The organism is Occultella glacieicola (assembly GCF_004353825.1).
GTDB classification, from domain to species: Bacteria; Actinomycetota; Actinomycetes; order Actinomycetales; family Beutenbergiaceae; genus Occultella; species Occultella glacieicola.
Genome location: NZ_SMNA01000007.1, coordinates 22,336 through 42,168 on the forward strand (window position 1 = coordinate 22,336; position 19,833 = coordinate 42,168).

The window sequence follows — 19,833 nt, forward strand, 5'->3', positions numbered from 1 at the left end:
CGGAACCCTCACGGTGGCCGACTCGTTGAGCAGAGGGAGACTCCCCCAGCTCGGAAGGACGCACCATGGGCCTGCTCGACCGACTTCTCGGCCGCGAGCCGAACGAATACGACCCGTACCGCGGGAACCAGCAACCCGGCGGCGCGCCGTACGGTCGGCAGCAGGCCTACGGGCAGCAGCCGGCCGGTCCCGCCTACGGGCAGCAACCTGCCGGTCCCGCCTACGCACAGCAGCCCGCCGGTCCCGCCTACGGGCAGCAGCCCACGGGTCCCGGCCACGACGGGCGGCCGGCCCAGCGCACCCCGGACGAGGTGGCGATCGACCGCTACCGGTACCTGGTCCGGACCGCACCGCCGGAGGCGGTGGAACAAGCGCACGCCGAGGCGTTCTCGAGCCTCACACCCGCGCAGCGGCGCCAGGTGCTCGACGACCTGGGTGCGGCCGTGCCCCCGACGGAACGGGCGCCGTCGGACTCCCCACAGGACCTCGCCCGGATGGCCACCCGGGCCGAGATGCGCGAGCCGGGCACGGTCGAACGCACGCTCGGCGGCCAGCGCGGCGCCGGCCCCGGGATGGGCGCCATGATGGGATCGAGCCTGCTCGGAACCGTCGCCGGTGTGGTGATCGGGTCGGCGGTCGCGAACGCGCTCTTCGGGCCGGCGTTCGGTGACCCCACCCAGGCCGCACCGCAGGACGCGGGTGCCGACGGCGGCGCGGATGGCGGTGGTGGTGACGCTGGTGCCGGCGATGCGGGCGGGTTCGACGCCGGTGCCGGCGACGGCGGCGGACTGGGCGACTTCGGGGGCGGTTTCGCCGACTTCGGGGGCTTCGGCGACTTCTAGGTGACGAGCCGGGGCTCGGCCGTCGGCAGGTCGTCCGTCCAGCTCGGCTGCTCACCGATACCGAAGCCGTGCCGCTCCCAGGTGCGCCACCACGACGACGCACCCGACGGCAGGGTTGCCGGGTCATCCTCCTCGAGGAGCTCGCGCAGCCGGAGCTTGAGCTCGACCAGCTCGGACATGGGCGGCCGAGGCGTGGCCGGGTCATGGACCGGGTTGAACATCTCGTCCTCGGTGGTCCAGATGAGTCGGCGAAGGTTGATCACGTGGCGGGTGTGCTCATGGACCTCGGGAGGGGCCTCGGTGTAGAGGTCCCGGGCGCGCAGGTAGCCGTAGTCCATCGAGATGGAGACCAGGCCCGGCTCCACCGTGAGCAGGTCGTGGATGTCCAGCTCGGGCTGGATGATCATGGCGCCGGCGGACTTGGCCCGCCGGATCTCGTCGAGCTGGATCTCGTCGGTCATAATGCCGAAGCCACTGCGCATCACGATCTCGAGCATGTCCTTGTCCCCGTAACCGCCGTCCCACGGAAGCCCCACGGGCGAGGCGACCACCGCGTAACAACGGGTCACCCCGAGTTGGGACACCGCGATCTCGACGGGCAGGGACTCTCGCGCGCCGCCGTCGACGTAGTGCTGGTCGTTCAGGCGGACCGGCGCGAACACGGCCGGGATGGCGCACGAGGCCCGGATCGCGTCGAGGAGCTCGACCGGGTCCTCCTCCGGCAGGAGCTCGTCGGTGCGATCGTGCATGCGGCCGAGCTCGTCGACGTAGCGCAGTTCGCCGGACTCGAGCGCCACCACGGCCGCCCGGAACCGGACCCCGGAGTCGGCGAGCCGCGCGGCGTCGAACAGCCGTGGGTCCGAGATCCGGTCCACGAGCGGGCCCGGGCGGAAGGCGGCGCGCTCGGTCTGGGCACCGTTCAGGATCGACTGCACGTCGGTGCTGGTCCGTCCGGCCTCCCAGATCGTGGCGAGGGTGTCCAGGACGTTGCCCGAGGTCCACAGCGGCGAGTGCTCGGGCGGGGTCTGGTCGTGTTCGACGGTCTGCACCGCCGTCTGGCTCGCCGTCGCCGGATCGGTTGCGGCCTCGCCGTGATCGTTCTGGCGGGCGGTGAAGCGTTCCACGGCCTTGATCGGCCCCTGCAGCACGGAGGTGAGGCTGGCGGTCAGGGAGGTGCGGTTGCCGGGTCGGTGCCGCAGCGCCATGACCTTGCGCCAGGTCGGCATGTGCTCGCGCAGTTTGGTGAACCAGGGCAGCTCCTCGAACAGGTCCGAACTGCTGCGCATCCCGAGCCAGAGCCGGCGCAGGTCCTCCACTGCCTCGCGCTGGCCGGCCTGGTCCGGGTACTGGGCGAGCATGCCGGTCAGGATCGAGCCCGCCGACGTGCCGGTCATCACCTGGGGTGCGAAGCCGTCCTGCTCGTAGAGGTAGGTCAGGGCGCCGATCTGGAAGCTGGACCGGGCGCCACCACCGGAGGCGACGAGCCCGATGACCTCCTCCTGGTGCGGTTCCGGGTCCGGTTCCGGTTCTGGCTCCGGAGCCGAAGCCGGTCCGGGGTCGGGCTCGGGTAGGTCCGGAACCGGCTCACCGCCGAGCAGGCGGATCAGCCCATGGCGCAACTTCGTGGCCACCCCTGGTGCACCGGTCATGACTCCAGCGTAGAAGAGGACGCCGGATCGTTGTCGAGCCAGTGGGGTGCGGCGGTGACCGGGTTGGCGTGCCGCTCCCAGCCCCGCCACCAGTCCCGCGCTCCGGGAGGCAGCCGCTCCGGGGGAACCCCGGCGACCAGGTCGCGCAGGCGGAGCTTCATTCCGGCGAGATCGTGTCCGCCGGGATCCAGGACGGCATCCGGCCCGACGGTGGCGCCCCCGCCGCCGGTCGCCGGACCCGGGGTGGACGCGGCCCGGGGCATCGTGGCCGCGCCGGGCGCAGAGGCGAACAGATCGTCCTCGACGGTCCAGATCAGGCGGCGGAGATTGATGAGGTCCCGGGTGTGCTCGTGCTCGGCTTCGGAGGCGTTCGCGCACACGTCCGCGGCGCGGAGGTAGCCGTAGTCCATCGCGATCGCGATCAGGCCGGGCTCGATGGTGACGATGTCGTGGATGTCCAACTCCGGATCGATCACGGTCGCACCGAGGGCCCGGGCGCGTTCGACCTCGTCGGCCTGGATCTCGTCCGGCATGATCTCGGAGGCCGCGCGCATGACGATCTCCAGCAGGGCCTTGCCGGCGAAGTCCTCCGCGGGGGGCAGCCCGACCGGGTTCGCTGTGACGACGTAGCAACGGTCGACCCCGAGATGTTCGTAGGCGATGGCGACGGGCACGTTCTCGCGAGTACCGCCGTCGACGTAGGTGCCGTCGTTGAGGCGGACCGGTGGGAGCCCGGCAGGGATCGCGCAGGAGGCGAGGATGGCCCGGTCGAGGGTGACCGGCTCGGCGTCGAGCAGGCGGTCGTTGGCATCCCGGAGCCGTCCCGCGGCGTCGACGTAGCGCAACTCACCGGACTCCAGGTGCACGGTGGCCAGGCGCAGCTCGATGCCGGACGTCGCTGGCAGCGACGGGTCGAACACGGCCGGGTCGAGCAACTCCTCGATGATCGGCCCGACCACGAAGGCCGACTGCTCGCGGGCGGCGCCCCGGACGACGGCGTTGACATCGGGCCCGGTGCGGCCCACCTCCCAGAGTGCTGCGATGAGTTCGAGCGGACCGGACCCCAAGGTCGCCAGGTCGCGCTCGGGAGGAACACGTTCGCCCGTGCCACGCCTGCCGGTGGTGCTCGCAGTGGCCCTCACGGCCGCCCCGGTGACCGCGGCAGTCGTGCTCGGTCCGGTGGCGCTCGGTCCGGTGGCGCTCGGTCCGGTGGCGCTCGGTCCGGTGGCGCTCGGTCCGGTGGCGCTCGGCTCGGCGTGGCTCGGCTCGGTGTGGTTCGGCCCGGATGGGCTCGGTCCGGTGGCGCTCGGTCCGGTGGCGCTCGGACCGGTGGCGCTCGGACCGGTGGCCCCCGGTCCAACCGCCCGGTCGGGGCCGGCCGCGGCCTCGTCGGTTGGCCGGTTCGCGGCCGCGCGCTCGTCGACGGCAACGGCCCGCGCCCGCTCGGCCAGCCGGTCCACGGCCCGGCGTGGCCCGGCGAGCACCGCGGCGAGGTTCTCGGTCAGGGACGCCCGGTTGGCGCTCCGCTCGTGGATCGCGGCGAGCTTGCGCCATGCGGGCATGTCCTCGCGCAGCGCGGTGAACCATGGCAGTTCGGTGAACATGTCCGAGCTCGCCGTCATGCCGAGCCAGATCCGGCGGAGTTCGGCGACCGTGCGCTGCTGCCCGGCGAGGTCGCCGTGCTGGGCGAGGACTCCCGCCAGGATCGAGCCGGCGGACGTGCCGGTGATCACCGACGGTGTGATCCGTTCCCGCTCATAGAGATAACTGAGTGCCCCGATCTCGAACGACGACCTGGCTCCGCCCCCGCCGAGGACGAGGCCGACCACAGGTTCGGCCGCCGCATCCTGCGGCTCCCCGGTCCCCGCACCATCGCCGGTCCCCGCGTCCCCGCCGACACCTACACCCGCGCCGTCACCGGACCTCGTCAGGCCGATCCCGTGGGCACCGGCGGGCGTTGGCCCGCCGGGAGCCGCTGGTGCTGGAACACCCCCGAGGATTCGGATCAGTCCATGGCGTACGGAGCGCAGCAGGTCAGCCGGGGTCGCCATGCGGCCAACCTTAGGCGCACCGTCCCTGATCGTCCTGGCGCGAGCGATGGCGGAAGGTTCCACCCACGACGCGCTGGTCAGGTGCGGGCCGGGCGCTGACGATGGTCAAGCGCCGATTGCTCGTGGCGTCCACGACCTGCCGACAACCCTGAACGACGCCGCGGCACCCGAATCACGCTGCGACATCCGAACAACACTCCGTTGACTGAACCACTCTGCGAGGACCTGATGAGCACTGTCACCCACGGCGGCGACGTCGATGCCCTGATCGCGACCGCGAGGGCCTACGCCGCCGGGGCGGAGCAGATCCGCACGATCTGCGTGCGTATCACGGTCGGACTGTGCCACACGATGATCTGGAACGGGCCGGACGCCCTGGCCGCACGCACCGCGTGGGAGCACGAATGGTCGCCGGCTCTCATGCGGGCGTCCGGCGCCCTGGTCGACGCCGGCCTGGAACTGGTCGGCCAGGCCGAGGACCAACTCCGCGCGAGCGGGGCGGACACGGCGGGATCGGGAAGCGGGGCCGGTGTTGCCGGCGCGACCACTGCCGCTGGTGTGTCCGGTGCGGCCGGGCCGGGCGACGGTGATGCCGGTACGGCCGTACCGGGCCGGTTCGGTGACCTGCGGACGAACCTCGAGCGGCTACGTTCGTTCGCCATGAGCCTGCCGGAACTGGCGCTGCAGGCTCGCGCGCTGCGAACCTTCGGCGCCGTGGCGAACAATCTCGCCACCGCGGACGTCGCGCGGGAGTTCGTCGAGGCAGGGCTCACCGGCGCCGAGCGTGTGGGCCTCGACGGACTGTCCGTCGTTGGCACTGTCCTCGACGCGGACGGGTTCGTGACCGGCATCGAGGAGCGGGACGTGACAGCGATCGTCCAGAACGGCACCTCCCTCGGCATCACCGCGGCAGCCCCGTGGATCGGCTCGGCAGTCTCGGGCGGGGTGGGCGTGGCCTGGGGTGTCGGGAGCCTCGCCGGCGACATGATCTACGACGGTATCCAGGGCACCAGGTACAACGAGATCCTCACCGAGATGACCGACGGGGCGTTCCGTGACAACGGGGCTCTCGGCATCGCACAGGTGCCAGGTCTCCTGGCGTTCGCCGCCTGGGAGGCGCTGACCGAGGACGACACCGGCGAGTGAGGTCGGACCGATGAGCGAGTTCCCGAGTTGGGTCGGCGGCGGCCGTCGGCAGGGCGCGAGCCCGCCGATCGCAGACCGCGGCAGCGTCCCGACCGCTGCGCCGCCCCAGTGAGCCGGACCTGTGCGCGGCGCGCCGGGTGGTCAGAAGGGTGGTTCCTCGTCGGGGTCCGGGGGTGGTGTCGGGCTGTGGTAGCGGGTCTTGCCGTGGTTGGCAGGGAGGTGGAGGTCACGGTGGAGCTTGGTGATCCTGCCGTCGGGGTCGCGTTGGTAGGTGTGTCCGGTGGCGGTGTGCCAGGTGATGGTGCCGTCGGAGGCGCGTTCATAGGAGAACTTGCCGTGGGTCACCAGGATGTGGTCGCGGCGGCACATCGGGTCGAGATTGTCGTCCCTGGTGGGCCCGACGGGGTAGGGGATGCGGTGGTTGAGTTCGGTCTGGCGGGCGGAGGCGGAGCAGCCGGGGCTGATGCAGTGGGGTTCGTTCGCCTTGATCCGATCGATCATGTTCTGGGGTGGGTGGTAGCGGGTGATGCCGTAGTCGACGACTGTGTCGGTGAGGGGGTCGGTGACCAGCCGGGTCCAGGTGCCTCCGGCGGCGATCGCGGCGGCGACGTCAGCGGGGACGGGGCCGAGGTGTTCGATGTTGCCGGGTTCATCGCCGCCGAGCAGGGTCGACAGCGGCACGTGGACCACGATCTGGGCTTTGTGTCCGCCGAGGATCCCGATCGGCCAGGTCCTGGGTGCGCCACGGTCGGCCGGGACGGCCAGGTTCGGGTCCCCCGGTCCCGGGCCGTCGGCGGCTCCGGCATCGGCTCCGGCTCCGGCATCGGATCCGGAATCGGCATCGGCCCCGGCACCGGCGCCGGGTGCCGAACGTGCGGCACCCGCGCCGACCACCGAATCGGTGTCAGTGTCGGTGTCGGGTTCGGCCTCCGGCTTGGGGTCGGGGTTGGCCTCGGGCTTGGGGTTCGGGTCGGCCTCGGGCTTGGAGTCGGGTGCCGGGGCAGGGTCGGTGGGGGTCGATGTCGGGCCGCGTCCGGTGTCGCCGCTGATGGGTACCGGGTGGTCGGCGCTCGTCGGGTCGGCGGCCGGCGCGGGTGCGGTGATCGTGCTCGCCGCGGCGCCGACGGGCTGCTCGGAGACGGTGTCGGCGGTGGAGGCGGTCGCCGGGTCACCGGCTCCGGCGGTGTGGTCCGGCGGCGCGGGGTGGGGGCCGATGCGTCCGGTGGTGAGGTGGTGGGCGGCGAGGTCGGCGAGGATGTCGGGGCGTAGTTGTTCCAGGGTGCGGGGGTCGCCGGCGGCTTTCGCGGTCGCGGCGGCGGCGTCGAGGGTCAGATCCAGGGTGAGGGCGTCGGCGGCGGGCCAGTACAGGGTGTGGGTGGCCATCCCGTCGGCGACCATCCGGGCCCGGGACACGTACCGTTTCTGGGAGGCGTTCCGGGCGCGTTGGGTCAAGTGGGCTGGGTCGGCCTCGGCGACGGCGGTCGCGATCTCCTTCTGCAGGCGGTGCCGGGTCCACCCGGATGCTTTGGGCAGGATCTGGGTTTGCACGGCCAGGGCGGGCTCGGCGTCCAGGACCGCGACCGCGGTCGCGATCAGGTCGGCCTTGACCGCGTCGATGGCCCCGGCCGCCAGCGCGTCCCCGGTGGGGGCGGCGATGGTGTCCTGGAGGTGTCCGACGTTGATGAGCCGGTTCGCTTCTCGTTTCGAGCAGCCCAACCGCGGGGCGATCTCCTCGGCGGCGATGCTGGTACGGAAGTTGGTCCTGCGGTCCAGCACGGCGGGTTTGTCCATGCTCATCGGGACCCGCCCGGCGAGTTCCGCGGCCGCGGCCCTCACCCCGGCCGCACACACCGATTCCAGCTGCCGCCATAGCGCGGCCAGCTCCACGAGGTCGTACTCGTCGACTCCGGACAGGTCCCGCACCGGCCCGTGCAGGCGTTCCAGCTCCGACAGGGTGAACGAATCCGGCACCGCCCGAGCGGCCAGGGCTTCCAGGTTCACCGGTGCCATCTCGGTGGGGTCACCGAACCCGCCCTCGAGTCCCTCCGGGTCCTGAGGGTCGACGACCGGCGCCTCGATGGCCCGGTCGAACAAGGCGTAGGTGGCCTCCAACCAGGCCGGGTCGGCGGCTCCCGCGGCTTCCAACCAGGGTGGGTCGGTGGCCAGGTCGGACTCGCCCCAGGGAAGGGTGTCGGGCTCGCCCCGCTCCCCGGGCCCACCCCCGACCCTGTCCCCACCCCCAGCCTCGTACATGCGTTCTACACTACGCCGTGATCTGACGATCCGCAAGATTTCAACGAAAATGTGGACAACCGGGCATCAGCGCACACCCTGTGGACAGGCCACCCTCGCCGTTGACGGACGGCCTCACCCAGTACCCCGGGAGGCGCCCGCCGCCGTCCGGGTCGCGATCAGCGCGGCCACGCAGGCCGCGCCGGCGAGGATCGCGAACGTGGTCGGGTAGGAGCCGGTCACGTCGGTGAGGAAACCCGCGGCCCACGGCGCTACCGCCATCGCCAACATGTTCGGTGCGTTGAAGATCCCGTACAGGGTCCCGAATCCCTCGGCCCCCCACCGGTCACTGATGGCGGTCGACTGGAGCAGCGTGAACGCCCCGCGGACCACGCCCAACGCGATGGCCGCGCCGATCAGGGCCGAAGCCGGTCCGGGCAGCAGGCCCACGGCAGCGATCCCGAGGCCGGCGACCGCGAGCGTGCCGGCGGCCCGGCTCACCGCGGTCGTGTGCCGGGCGAGGGGCGCGTACCCCAGCCGTCCCAGGAGCTGGCCGGCGCCGGACAGTCCCAGCCCCCACGCCGCCGCGGTCGCCGTCAGACCGCGCCAGGTCAGCATCGGGACCAGGTGGATGGTCGCGGCGAACATCGCGAAGGCGCCCAGGGCGGTGGCCGCGGTCAGTAGCACGAAGGAGCGTGAGCGGGCGATCGCGTGCCAGCCCTCGGACCGGCGCCGTGCCATCCGGGCGGTCCCGGCGCTCGGGCCCCGCCGCGGGGTCGGCGGGAGGGCGCCGGCGCGGTCGGTCAAAGCGCCCTCGGGTGCGGACGCGGGCTGGTCGGTCGGGTCGAGCGCCCGGTTCTCACCGTTCTCGGGTGCGGACGCGGGCTGGTCGGTCGGGTCGAGCGCCCGGTTCTCACCGTTCTCGGGTGCCGTCGCGGGCTGGTCGGCCGCGTCGAGCGCCCGGTTCTCACCGTTCTCGGGTGCCGACGCGGACTCATCGGGGTCGAGCGCACGGTTCCGATCGTCCTCCGGTGCCGGCGGGACCTCGGCCGTCGGACCGGGCGTCCGGTCCCGACCGTGGTCCGGGCGGGCCAGGTCGGGCTGGTTCCGGTGCTCGGGCGGCCAGGGCGCACGCAGCCCGACGGCGTGGGCCGGGATCGTGGTCACGGCCAGGAGGGCGGCGAGCACCAGATAGGTGCGCCGCCAGCCGATCTCCTCGACGAGCGCCGTCGTGAGCGGTGCGAAGATCGTGCTGGACAGGCCGGCCACGAGGGTCACCGTGAGCAGGGCACGGGTGCGGGTCGCCGGGCCGAACCAGCGCGTGATCGCCGTGAACGCCGGCGCGTACAGGACCATCGACTGCGCCAGGCCGGCGAGCACCCAGCCGCCCACGAACCAGGCGAACTCGGGTGCCCAGGCGATCACGACCACGGCGACGGCGCCGAGTGCCGAGCCCGCCGACATCAGCAGCCGTGGCCCGTGCCGGTCGATCACCCGGCCGACGGCCACGCCCGCGAGGGCAGCCACCACGAGCGCGGCGGAGAACGCCGCCAACGCGGGCGTCGCTCCCCAGCCGGTGTCGGCCGCGATCGCCGCGAGCGACACCAGGAAGGAGTAATAGAGGACACCCCAGCCGACGATCTGGGTCAGGCACAGGACCCTGACCACGCCCCACGGCCCGGTGCCCCCGGTCGCGGGCGTCGCCGATTCCCCGGTGCGGTCCACGGGACGTGAACCTATCGAAGTGCGATCGGGCGTCGGTCGCGGCCCGTCCGGCACCGCCACGCGGCCGCTGCCGGCCCTCGCCCAGCCGGCCCGGGAGATCCCATAGGCTGACGGCAACACAGGGGAGGGGCGCCGGATGCTACGCGTGACGCTGCGGGGGTCTGGGGTGCCGACGGTGGTGCTCGGCAGCGGCGACACCCTGCTCGTGGGCCGGTCCCCGGACAGTGCGCTGCCCGAGGTCGACGCGGACACCCAACTGCATCTGACCGCCCTCGCGCTGCCCCGCGTCGCGCCGCACGTCTCCCGCGTCGTCGGCGAGGTGCAGGTCGGCGACGAGGTCGTGCGGCTGCGCTGGCGCGGCAGCACCGGGGCCCAGCTCTCCTCCCTTTTCGACGCCCCCGGTGGGGCCCGCCGGGTCGCCCTCTCCGAGGGCATGGCCGCCCTGTTGGACGAGGGCGAGAACCACCTGCTCATCCTGCGCGGGCGCCAGACGCCCACGGGCTCCTTCACCGACCTGGTGCTCGTCGTGGACGTCGAGGAGGTCCGCGACGAGCCCGCGCCGGTGCCGCTGGTCGCCGAGGGTGATCCCGACGGCGCCGCGACCGCCGACGCCCCGCACCTGGAGCGCTGGTCGCGCGAGTGGTACGTCGCGCTGGCCCTCGCCGAGCCCTGGCTGACCGGCGCGGACGACTACCCCCGGCCGCCGTCGAACCGGGAGATCTACGAGCGGATCCTGCACTGGCGCGGCCACGCCTGGAACCTCGAACGCGCGCAGCGCGTGGACGACGCGATCCGCTCCGTGGCCCGCCTCGCGTTCGGCCCCGACGACGACCCGTTCACCGTGACGGAAGGCCGCGTGCAGAACGTGCGGTTCGCCGTCGGGCGCCGTGCCGCGGAGGTACGACTGGTGACGACGGCGGACCTCGAGGCCGTCCACGAGGCCCGGTCAAGGGGCGCCGGTCTCAATCCCGAGGCTCCGACCGCGCCATAGCGGCGGAACGTTCGAATGGCCCAGAAGGCCCAGGAGGGCGCCGACTGCGCGAGGATGAGGCTCGCGGTCAAGGCGCTCCGCGCGACGAGTTGGACCGGCTGGGCAGCCGCGTTCGCCAACATCCTCAAGGCCGCCTCGGCGTCGAAGGCCGTCAGCGGCGACTCGCCGTCGGTCTCGTCCCGATCTACGACCATGGGTGCACCTCGGGCGCGACGGAGCGTTTTCGGCGATCCCTTCCCGATGGTCGACGCATTCGTCCAGGGTCCGCGATGCACGCGACACGGTCCGCGAACGGCGAGATCAGCCATAGCGCATGACTCGAGCCGCGTGCCGCCAGTTCCTCACGGAGGACTCGGATCGCCTTCGGCCCGACCCATGAATGTCCAGGAGTTCTGCTTCGGGCAACTCGGTCAACTGCTCGCAGCGTGTGATCCCGTTGACGGCCAGTTCTCGCGGGGCTGCCCAGTCGGCGGGGGTTGTCGTCGCTCCCGAGGTCGCCAGCGGTGGGGCTCAGTGACCGACGACGCCCTGGATCTCCACCATCACCTGGATCGCGGCGATCGTCTCCCGCTTCTTCAGGTTCTCCACCTTCTCCGGCCCGCCCAGCGAACGCAGCGGCACGAAGGTGAACGACTGATCGTAGGGCAGCTCACCGTGCGCCTCCACGGCCCGTGGGAAGATGCCCCAGTTCAGCGTCCGGGACAGGTAAAACGTCCCCGCAATCTTCAGCATCTCTAGGAACCCGTTCAGTTCGCTGTTGAGACCAGCGACACGACCCTCACGGTACTTGATGCCCACGAAACCGACGCTCGGCTCCCACGTGATGAGGTCGGCAAGCCCCGTCACCATGATGGGAATCGCTATGCCGTCCCCCTGGGTCTTGCCGATGCATTCGGCCAGCTCCGTCTCGTACACGGCGGGGTTGATCACGCGTAGGAAGCCCGATGCGAAGGTGCCGTACCCGTAGGTCTCCCACAGGTCGATCACGTCGTCGGGAACACGGCCCCGGTAGGCCTCGATGACCCCCGGTTCAACCGGTCCGTGCGGCACGAAGTCCGTAATCTCGATCATGGTCCCACCCTATTAGAGGTGAAGGTTCATGAAGATGGCGCTGAGGTCGACCCCTGGGTTCTGCCGTCGTGAAGTCGATCACCGCCGGAGCAGCTCCGCTGAGACCAGCTCCATCCGTCCGAGCACTCGGACGCCGCGCCCGGCCGCGGCGGCGACCACGTCGCCGTCGGGGTCGCCCCAAGGTGCGCCCGGTCCGGACGACGACCCGTTCACCGTGACGGAAGGCCGCGTGCAGAACGTGCGGTTCGCCGTCGGGCGCCTTGCCGCGGAGGTACGACTGGTGACGACGGCGGACCTCGAGGCCGTCCACGAGGCCCGGTCACAGGGCGCCGGCCTCAATCCTGGGGCTCCGACCGCGCCGTAGCGGCGGAACCTTCCACCCCCTGTTCGCTGGCTTGCGCGGCGGCGGCGCTCCTAGCGTCGAAGGCAGGTCGGCACCTCGTCGACGAAGCCTTCAGGAGGACACCATGACGTACGACCGCTCGCAGTTCTACGGCATCGACCCCGAGTACTCCCGGGACGCGTCCCGGAACATGGATACCGGCGCCCAGGATCTCAAGTCCATGGTCGGCAACGTCTCGGCGATGCTCGACTCCGTGCTCTGGATCGGGCCCGCCGCGGCCAAGTTCAAGCAGGACTGGGACGGCTCCCTGCGGCCCGAGCTCGAGGCCGCCACCGACTCCCTCAGCGAGAACGCCGCCGAGCTGCGCCGCCGCGCCGACCTCCAGGACGAGGTCTCCAGCTGACCCCACGGGCCGCCGTCGGGCCGGAAGTTTCCACCCCCACGGCGCTGGCCCCGGCCACCACCGGCTGCCTAGCGTCATCGACCAGCAGCACCGGCGGCACCGGCAGGACCGGCAGAGTCCGCTGGGCCGCACCCCACACCAGACCAGACCGACAGCAGAAGGGAGTTTCCGATGAGCGGGTTCCAGGGCGCCGACGTCAGTGGCCTCGACGAGATGGCCCAGAAGGCCCAGGAGGGCGCCGACTACGCGAAGATGATCGCGAAGGCGCTGAAGCTCGTGGTCAAGGCGCTCCGCGCGATGAGCTGGACCGGCTGGGCGGCCGCGTTCGCCAACTACCTCGAGTTCACCGTCATCCCGTGGATCGAGACCACCGGCGAGGCGCTCGAGCGGTTCGCCAACATCCTCAAGGCCGCCTCGGCCCTGCAGAAGGCCGTCAGCGGCGACTCGCCGTCGGTGTCCATCCCGGCCAGCGCCTACACCAGCCCGACCATGCCGGCCGGCACGGCGGTCAACCCGCCGATGCTGTCCGCGCCGCTGCCGGCCATCTCGAACTCGCAGATGCCGACCGGGGCCGCCGGCGACGGCGCCGTGGTCATCACCCCGACGGGCGTCGGCAGCCGCTCCAGCTCGCTCGGCAACACCGGCGCGAGCGGCGGCGGCGCCACGATCGTCACTCCGGACGGGCTGACCATCCGGTGGGACGGCGCAGGCACGCTCGGGCTGTCCACCGGCGGGTCGGCGGCCGGCTCGACCGGCCTGCCCGCCGCGCTCACCACCCCGGGCGCGGCCTCGGCCGCACTCGGCGGTGGAGCCGCGGCGATCGCCCCGGTGGCCGCCGCGGCACTCACCTCGGGTGGCGCTGCTTCCGGCTCCGGCCCGACGGCGGCCGGTGGCTCGGGCAGTTCGGGCTCGCTCGGCGCCGGGTCGCTCGGGTCGACCGCATTCGGGTCCGGCTCGGGCGGCGGGTCCGGCTCAGCTGGCGGGTCCGGCTCGGGCGGCGGCCTCGGCTCGGGCGGCGGCTTCGGCTCGGGTGGCGGCGGGCTCGGCTCGGGTGGCCTCGGCTCCGGCTCGGCCGGTCCCGGCGGCTCGACCGGCTCCGGCGGCGCGAGTGGATCCGGCGGTTCGACCGGCGCCGGCTCGACCGGCTCCGCCGCGGGCCTGGGCTCCGGGTCGCTGGGCCGCGGTGGCCCGAGCATCGCCGCGGGTGACCCGGCCACGTCGTCGGCTCCCGTCACGTTCGGCGGCGTCGGCGGGTCGAGCATCGGCACCGCAACCGGCGGGTCCGCCCCGATCCTGGGCGCGGACACCGTCTCGGGCGGCTCCTCGACGAACCCCGCCCTCCTCGCGGCCCCGCTCGGGCTCGCCGGACTGGGCACCGCGGCACTCGGTGCCCTGCGCCGGAGGGACGGTGATCTGCCCGAGGGGCTCGATGACGACGAGGACTGACCCGTACGACCAGCGGGACGGCGCCGATCGCCGGCCGCGAGCACGACCAGCGTCACCGCTACAACCAGATCCGAACAACCACACCGCTGACCTGACTCAGCACCGACGAAAGGACACATCATGAGCACCACCGTCTACGGGATGGACATCACCGCCGCGCGCGACCTGGTCAGGGTGATGAACTCCGACGCCGACGTGATCAACCAGCTGACGGCCCAACTGACCCAGCAGCTCGAGGCGACCCCCTGGTTCGGCCCGGACGCGCAGCGGTTCACAAGTGACTGGCAAGGCCAGTACGTGCCCGCCCTGCAGAACGTGGTCCAGGCCCTCCAGGAGAACGCGACGATCCTCAGCCAGCAGGCCGACGACCAGGAGCGCGCCTCCTCCTGACCCGACCCCCGCCGTCCAGCACGGCGGGCCACGGCCGACGGCCGGCTCCCCTCCCCCGGGAGCCGGCCGTCGTGCTGTCCGGCACGCCGTCGACCGCTGGTGATCCGCCGGCGGCGGTGGCAGGTGCGCCCCTCAGCCGGCCGCCCTCGCGACGACACGAGCCAGTTCCCGCCACGCGGCCTCGGTCGGTTCGGTGAGTGCGAACGAGGTCGGCCAGAGACCGCTGGCGTCGTCGAGGTCCGCCTGCACGCTGAAGCCGAAGGTCGAGTACCGCTCCTTGTCCTGCTGGCCGCTGCGGAAGAAGCACAGCACCTTCCCCTTCTTCGCGTAGCCGGGCTGGCCGTAGTACAGCTTCGGCGCCAGGTCCGGCGCGGCCTCCCTCACGATCGCGTGCACGCGCTCCGCCAGCAGCCGGTCGGACTCGGGCATCTGGGCGATCTTGGCCAGCAGGTCCGCCTCGTCGGCCGCGGCCTTGTCGGTGCGGCTGCCACGCTTGGCCTGGGTCTTCAGTTCCGCGGCGCGTTCCTTGACCGCGGCCCGTTCCTGGGCGGACAGGCCCGCTTCTGTGCCCTTGCTGCCCTCGCTGCCCTTGCTGCCCTTGCCCTGCGTGCCGTTCGTCGACTTGGTGGCCATCACTGATCCTCTGCTCGGTGGTGATGGTCGCGGTCTGCGACCCCTGACTCCACGGTAGGGACCTCGGAGCGGCCGGGGCTTCTCGATTCCTGCTCGACGGGGACTGGCGTCCAGTGGAGCCGGAAGTCGCCTACGCCGCGGTGACCGGCGCAGGCTCCGCGTGGTCTAGGGCCCACTCCAATGCGTAGTCGGCGACCTCCTGCCAGCCCGGTTCCGCGCAGATCCAGTGCGAGCGTCCCGCGAACTCGTGGTACTCGGTGAGGGAAGGGGACTTGGCCCAGTGCTTCGCATTGGACCTGTTCACCGAGGGCGGCATGATGTGGTCCTCGCTACCGCCGATGAACAGCAGCGGGGAGCGTTCGATCGAGTAGTCGACCCAGGTCTCCTGCCGACCCGGCTTGAGGTTGGCGATGAGCCCGTAGGCCCACACCCAGTTGCCGGGCGCCGCGATGGCGTACTTCTCCCACACCGCGTCGGAGTCCTCCCTCGACAAGGTGTTCGCGAACGCGTAGTGGAACTCCTCCTGGGTGAACGCGACGGCCTTGTGAAAGTTGGCCGGGTTCTTCAGGGCCGGGAAGAGGGAGCGCACCTGCGACAGCGGGCTCACCCGAACTCCCTCCGTCGGGGCGGAGTCGACCACGACGCCCGCCGCGCCGAGGCCGCGCGCGAGGAGCAACTGGGTCAGCGCGCCGCCGAAGGAGTGGCCCATGATGATGGGCGGCCGGGGCAGTGCCTCGATCTGGGCCGCGAGGTGGTCGACGGTCTCCGGAACGGTCAGGTTCGCGATGACGTCGGGGTTCTTGCGGAGCTCCTCCACCTCGATCTCGAAGCCGGGGTAGGCGGGCGTGAGCACGGTGAATCCCTTGGCTTCGAAGTGCTCCCTCCAGCCCTCCCAACTGCGGGGGGTCATCCACAAGCCGTGCACGAGCACGATGGTGTCCGGGGTGGTCGACATGGTCTCTCCTTGCGTAGGGACGGGGCAGTCAGGCCTCGATGAAGGCCAGTAGATCCGCGTGCAGCCGATCGCGGTCGGTGTCGGGCAGGCCGTGTGCCCCGCCCTCGTAGACGGTCAACGTCGCGCCCGGGATCAGCGCGGCGGAGCGCTTTCCGCCGACCTCGAACGGGACGATCTGGTCGTCATCGCCGTGGATGACGAGGGTCGGTATGTCGACCGTGGCGAGGTCCGGACGGAAGTCGGTCGCGGAGAAGGCGGCGATGCACTCGTACGCGGCCCGATGTCCGCATGCCATGGACTGCAGCCAGAACGCGTCGCGGATCCCTTGGGAGACGTCGTTGTTGCGGTTGTTGCCGAAGAAGGGCCCGTCGGCGAGATCCCGGTAGAGCTGGGAACGATCGGCTGCCTCGCCGGCGCGGATCCCGTCGAAGACGGCGACGGGCAGCCCTTCGGGGTTGTCGTCGCCCGCCAGCATGAGTGGCGGCACCGCCGAGACGAGAACGAGTTTCGCGACGCGCTCGGTGCCGTGTCGGCCGATGTACCGGACGATCTCCCCACCGCCGGTGGAGTGGCCGACCAGGGTGATGTCGTTCAGGTCGAGGTGATCGATGAGTCCGGCGAGGTCGTCGGCGTAGGTGTTCATCTCGTTGCCGTGCCAGGTCTGGCTGGAGCGTCCGTGTCCGCGGCGGTCGTGAGCGATCGCGCGGTGCCCGTTCTCGGCGAGGAAGCGGGCGGTGGCCTCCCAGGCGTCGGCGTTCAACGGCCAACCGTGGCTGAGGATCACCGGCGAGCCGTCGATGCCCCAGTCCTTGTAGAAGATCTGGGCACCGTCCTCGGTGGTGACGAACGGCATGACGGCCTCCGCGCTGGAACAGGTGAGTGCGCTCACCCACCGTGCCCGGCCCTGGCCACGAGCGAACCACGTGTTCCTCGTAGTCTGCTTCGGTCGCGCTACCCGTCGGCGGAACCGAGCATGTCGGCAAGCTGGCGACGGGAACTGACCCCGAGCTTCCGGAACACCTTCCTGAGGTGGTAGTCGACCGTGTTGGTGCTGATGAACAACGTGGCGCTGATCTCCTGGTTCGTGTTCCTGGCTGCGGCCATGCTCGCGATCGTCGCCTCCCGTGGGGTGAGTGAGTCGACCCCGGAGACCTCCGTGCGCGGCGCGTGTTCGCCGGTGGCGGCGAGCTCGTAGCGCGCACGGCTCGCGAACGCCGGCGCGCCGGCCCGTTCGAAGAGAGTCAGCGCCGCCCGCAGCTGCTCCCGGGCATCCCGTCGCCGCTTCATCCGCCTGAGCCATTCGCCGTACAGCAGGTGCGCTCGGCCCAGGTCACCGATCGCGGTGGACTGCTCCAGCCACCCGATGGCTGATCGGAACAGCCCTTCGGCATCGGCATCCGGTGCCAGCAGGGCGTCGCAGCGGTCCGCGATGCCACGGATCCACGGGGTGCCGCTGACCGCCGCGTGGACGCGCAGCTTCCGGGCGACCGTGGCGGCCGCCTCGGTGTGGCCGCTTCGCGTCGCGGCCTCCACGTATTCCGGCCACTGCTGGTACGTGACCTGGAGGAACGGGCGCTCGATCATCGGGCTGAGTCGTTCGAACGCGTCGACGTAGTGGCCCTCGGCGATGTCCCGGATGCTCAGTCCGGTCATCGCAACCGTCCACGCCCCGCCGAATCCGGTGCCGAGCGTCGCCTCTGCGATCGCCTCGATCTGCGGCCTCGGGGCACCGACCCACGCGAGGTAGGAGGCGTTGATCACCTGCTCGCCCGGGTAGCCGATCGCGTGACGCAGCTCGCGCACCTGTTGGACGTATCGCCCGGAGGCGATGGGGTCGCCCCGCACGAGCTCGAGGAGGCTGAGTACCCACAGCGCCGAGTCGAGGACTCGCAAGGAGCCGACGTCCCGCGCGACCCGAGCCGTGCGCTCGAGCAGTTCCACGCACCCGCGCTCGTCCCACAGGCCCATCGTGAGGGCGACGCCGTATCCGAGTTCGAGCAGCGCGGCGTCGTCACCTGCCTGCAGCATCTCGACCGCGGCGCGCATGGCCGGCACAGCCTCCTCATACGGGAGCAGGATGTGCGCGCTCAGCCCCCGCAGCGCGATGGCGAGGGGACCCTCCTGGACCTCCGCGCCCTCACGCAGCCGCTGCCCGAGCCGCTCGAGCGAGATGTCCTGCATCATCCATTCGGTGGTGAGCGCGAACTCGAACGCCCGGATGAGCGTGCGCTGTTCCAGTTCCGGCACGACACCGTGGAAGGCGTCCGCCGCGGCCAGGAGGTCGGCCGCGGCGCGGGTGATCCCGTCCGGATCGCCGAGGAAGATTGCGAGCATCGCACGCAGGCTGATCGCCCGGCCCCGCCCGACCGCGTCGAGCGCCCGTTCGTCGAGGCCGTCCAGGAGCGAGATCGCGAACTGTGCGGCGCCGGCTCCCGCTGCGGACTCGGCTGCCGCGATGAGGCGGCCGTTCCGGACGCGATCGTCGGAGGTCAGTCCGGCGGCGCGTGCGAGCGAGTGGGCACGCGATGCCAGGCCGCCTCGCATCCCGGCACGATCCGCGGCGGCTTCGAGCCGGTCGGCCACCGCGTCGTCGGTGCCGGTGGTGGCGGCCGCGGCATGCAGTGCCTCGACGTCGGTCAGGCCGCGTTGGGTCGCGGCCTGCGCCAAGGCATCGTGGGCCCGGCGGCGGTCCGGTCCTCGGAAGGCGCTGTAGACGGCGGACCGCACGAGCGGATGCCGGAACCGAACGTGGCCGCGCCGCACCACGACGAGGGCCGAGTGTTCCGCCAGTTCGGCGCTCTCGCGATCCAAGCCGATCCGCTCCGCGGCGCCCTCGATCAGGTCGGTGGCACCGGTCGGTTCAGCGGCGGCCAGCAGCAGCCAGGTCTGCACCTTCGGCGGATGGGACCGCAGTTCCCGGATGTAATGGAGTTCGAGGTGATGTCCGATCGGGAAGGGCTGCTCGGCGAGGGCCGCGTCCGTCAACTCCTGAACCGTGAAGTCCTGCGTCAGATCGAGCATCGCCAACGGGTTGCCTCCCGTCTGCTCGGCGATCTGGGCCGCGAGATAGGGATCGAAGGTCCCGGGAGTCGACTCCCTCAGGAGTTGCACGGCCGACCGCGGATCGAGCCCGCGGAGGCGATGGGTGGGCACCCCGGCAGTGCTCAGGTCGATGGTGGCGTCGTCGCGCGCCGCGAAGAGAAGCACCACGGACTCGGCCTGAAGGCGTCGGGAGACGAACGCCAGGACGTCCAGGGACTCCTGGTCGAGCTGATGGGCGTCGTCGATGGTGCACACGACGGGTCCGTTCTCGCCCGCCGCCGCGAGAAGGGAGAGCAGGCCGAGGCCCACCAGGTAGCGGTCCGGTGCGGGGCCCTCGGCCACTCCGGCCGCCACCCGCAGCGCTTCCTGTTGGTGTGCCGGCAGTGCTCCGAGGAACGGCTGTAGCGGCATGCCCAGACGCTGCAGGGCCGCATAGGGCAGTGCCGACTCGGCCTGGAAGCCGTCCACCCGCAACAGCAAGGCGTTCGGAACCGACTCGGTGACGCTGCGCAGGAGCGCCGTCTTGCCGATCCCCGGCTCGCCCCGAAGGACGAGCGCCGCGCTCACGCCGTTGCGAGCACCCGTGATCAGGTGCTCGAGCAACTGGACGTCGTCGGCTCTCCCGAGCAGCGGCGCGGCGGATCGTTGCTGTTCCACGGTACCCGTGCGACCTCCTTCCAGGGAGGCGCGGATGCTGGCTGTCGCGCCAAGAATGTCGGAGCGATGGAGCGCTTGTCGAGACCCTTCGGGTGCGGATCGGTGCGGCCACGCCTCGGCCCGACGATCGCCCGGTGGGGTTGTGCGGCGACCCGCTCGCGCAGGCGGCGGAAGTTTCCACCCCACCTCTCCTGGACCCTGCCCACCCCGCCTCATAGCGTCATCGGCAGGACAGGATCCGGCCAGTGATGAGGAGC

15 protein-coding genes are annotated in these 19,833 nt (G+C 71.7%); 6 read left to right on the forward strand and 9 right to left on the reverse strand.

The window, feature by feature from the left end:
* The first annotated feature begins 65 nt into the window (after positions 1-65).
* Entirely contained in the window at positions 66-842 is a 777-nt protein-coding gene (locus EXU48_RS15055; RefSeq protein ID WP_133108508.1) for a hypothetical protein, read from the forward strand.
* Here EXU48_RS15055 and EXU48_RS15060 read toward each other — a convergent pair.
* Both EXU48_RS15060 and EXU48_RS15065 read right to left on the reverse strand, forming a co-directional pair.
* The gene (locus EXU48_RS15060; protein ID WP_133108509.1) at positions 839-2,491 is read right to left on the reverse strand and encodes a patatin-like phospholipase family protein; all 1,653 of its coding nucleotides are present in this window, start codon (positions 2,489-2,491) and stop codon (positions 839-841) included. The two genes, EXU48_RS15055 and EXU48_RS15060, sit on opposite strands and share 4 nt — an antisense overlap.
* Positions 2,488-4,542 carry a patatin-like phospholipase family protein gene (locus tag EXU48_RS15065; protein ID WP_133108510.1) on the reverse strand — a complete coding sequence of 685 codons (2,055 nt, stop codon included), beginning with the start codon at positions 4,540-4,542 and terminating at the stop codon, positions 2,488-2,490. Before EXU48_RS15065 ends, EXU48_RS15060 begins: the two co-directional genes overlap by 4 nt.
* Positions 4,543-4,770: 228 nt before the next feature.
* On the opposite strand from EXU48_RS15065, the gene EXU48_RS15070 reads away from it, so the two are divergent.
* A complete protein-coding gene (locus EXU48_RS15070; protein WP_133108511.1) occupies positions 4,771-5,688 on the forward strand; it encodes a hypothetical protein in 918 nt (305 codons plus the stop codon).
* Between the two features lie 141 nt (positions 5,689-5,829).
* Here the strand turns inward: EXU48_RS15070 and EXU48_RS15075 are convergent, their stop codons facing one another.
* On the reverse strand, positions 5,830-7,941 hold the full coding sequence (locus EXU48_RS15075; RefSeq protein ID WP_133108512.1) for an HNH endonuclease signature motif containing protein: 2,112 nt from the start codon (positions 7,939-7,941) through the stop codon (positions 5,830-5,832).
* 114 nt (positions 7,942-8,055) lie between these two features.
* Entirely contained in the window at positions 8,056-9,645 is a 1,590-nt protein-coding gene (locus tag EXU48_RS15080; RefSeq protein ID WP_165962836.1) for an MFS transporter, read from the reverse strand.
* A gap of 136 nt (positions 9,646-9,781) precedes the next feature.
* Between EXU48_RS15080 and EXU48_RS15085 the strand changes: the two genes are divergently transcribed.
* Positions 9,782-10,636 carry a hypothetical protein gene (locus EXU48_RS15085; protein ID WP_133108514.1) on the forward strand — a complete coding sequence of 285 codons (855 nt, stop codon included), beginning with the start codon at positions 9,782-9,784 and terminating at the stop codon, positions 10,634-10,636.
* A gap of 510 nt (positions 10,637-11,146) precedes the next feature.
* Here the strand turns inward: EXU48_RS15085 and EXU48_RS15090 are convergent.
* Positions 11,147-11,707 carry a T6SS immunity protein Tdi1 domain-containing protein gene (locus EXU48_RS15090; protein WP_133108515.1) on the reverse strand — a complete coding sequence of 187 codons (561 nt, stop codon included), beginning with the start codon at positions 11,705-11,707 and terminating at the stop codon, positions 11,147-11,149.
* Between the two features lie 467 nt (positions 11,708-12,174).
* On the opposite strand from EXU48_RS15090, the gene EXU48_RS15095 reads away from it, so the two are divergent.
* The 3 genes from EXU48_RS15095 (at position 12,175) to EXU48_RS15105 (ending at position 14,289) form a co-directional block, all read left to right on the forward strand.
* Positions 12,175-12,453, forward strand: coding sequence for a WXG100 family type VII secretion target (locus tag EXU48_RS15095; RefSeq protein ID WP_133108516.1), 279 nt, complete (start codon positions 12,175-12,177; stop codon positions 12,451-12,453).
* A gap of 171 nt (positions 12,454-12,624) precedes the next feature.
* On the forward strand, positions 12,625-13,899 hold the full coding sequence (locus EXU48_RS15100) for a hypothetical protein (protein ID WP_133108517.1): 1,275 nt from the start codon (positions 12,625-12,627) through the stop codon (positions 13,897-13,899).
* Between the two features lie 120 nt (positions 13,900-14,019).
* Positions 14,020-14,289 carry a hypothetical protein gene (locus tag EXU48_RS15105; protein ID WP_133108518.1) on the forward strand — a complete coding sequence of 90 codons (270 nt, stop codon included), beginning with the start codon at positions 14,020-14,022 and terminating at the stop codon, positions 14,287-14,289.
* A gap of 132 nt (positions 14,290-14,421) precedes the next feature.
* On the opposite strand, the gene EXU48_RS15110 is transcribed toward EXU48_RS15105, so the two are convergent.
* The 4 genes from EXU48_RS15110 to EXU48_RS15125 form a co-directional block, all read right to left on the reverse strand.
* Positions 14,422-14,922 (reverse strand): DUF1801 domain-containing protein, encoded by a 501-nt coding sequence (locus tag EXU48_RS15110; RefSeq protein ID WP_133108519.1) that lies wholly within the window; start codon positions 14,920-14,922, stop codon positions 14,422-14,424.
* A 130-nt stretch (positions 14,923-15,052) separates the two neighbouring features.
* Positions 15,053-15,877, reverse strand: a complete 825-nt coding sequence (locus EXU48_RS15115) for an alpha/beta hydrolase (RefSeq protein ID WP_133108520.1) — start codon at positions 15,875-15,877, stop codon at positions 15,053-15,055.
* A 28-nt stretch (positions 15,878-15,905) separates the two neighbouring features.
* Positions 15,906-16,730, reverse strand: coding sequence for an alpha/beta fold hydrolase (locus tag EXU48_RS15120; RefSeq protein ID WP_133108521.1), 825 nt, complete (start codon positions 16,728-16,730; stop codon positions 15,906-15,908).
* Between the two features lie 98 nt (positions 16,731-16,828).
* Positions 16,829-19,576, reverse strand: a complete 2,748-nt coding sequence (locus EXU48_RS15125; RefSeq protein ID WP_235857053.1) for a helix-turn-helix transcriptional regulator — start codon at positions 19,574-19,576, stop codon at positions 16,829-16,831.
* Positions 19,577-19,833: the final 257 nt, after the last annotated feature.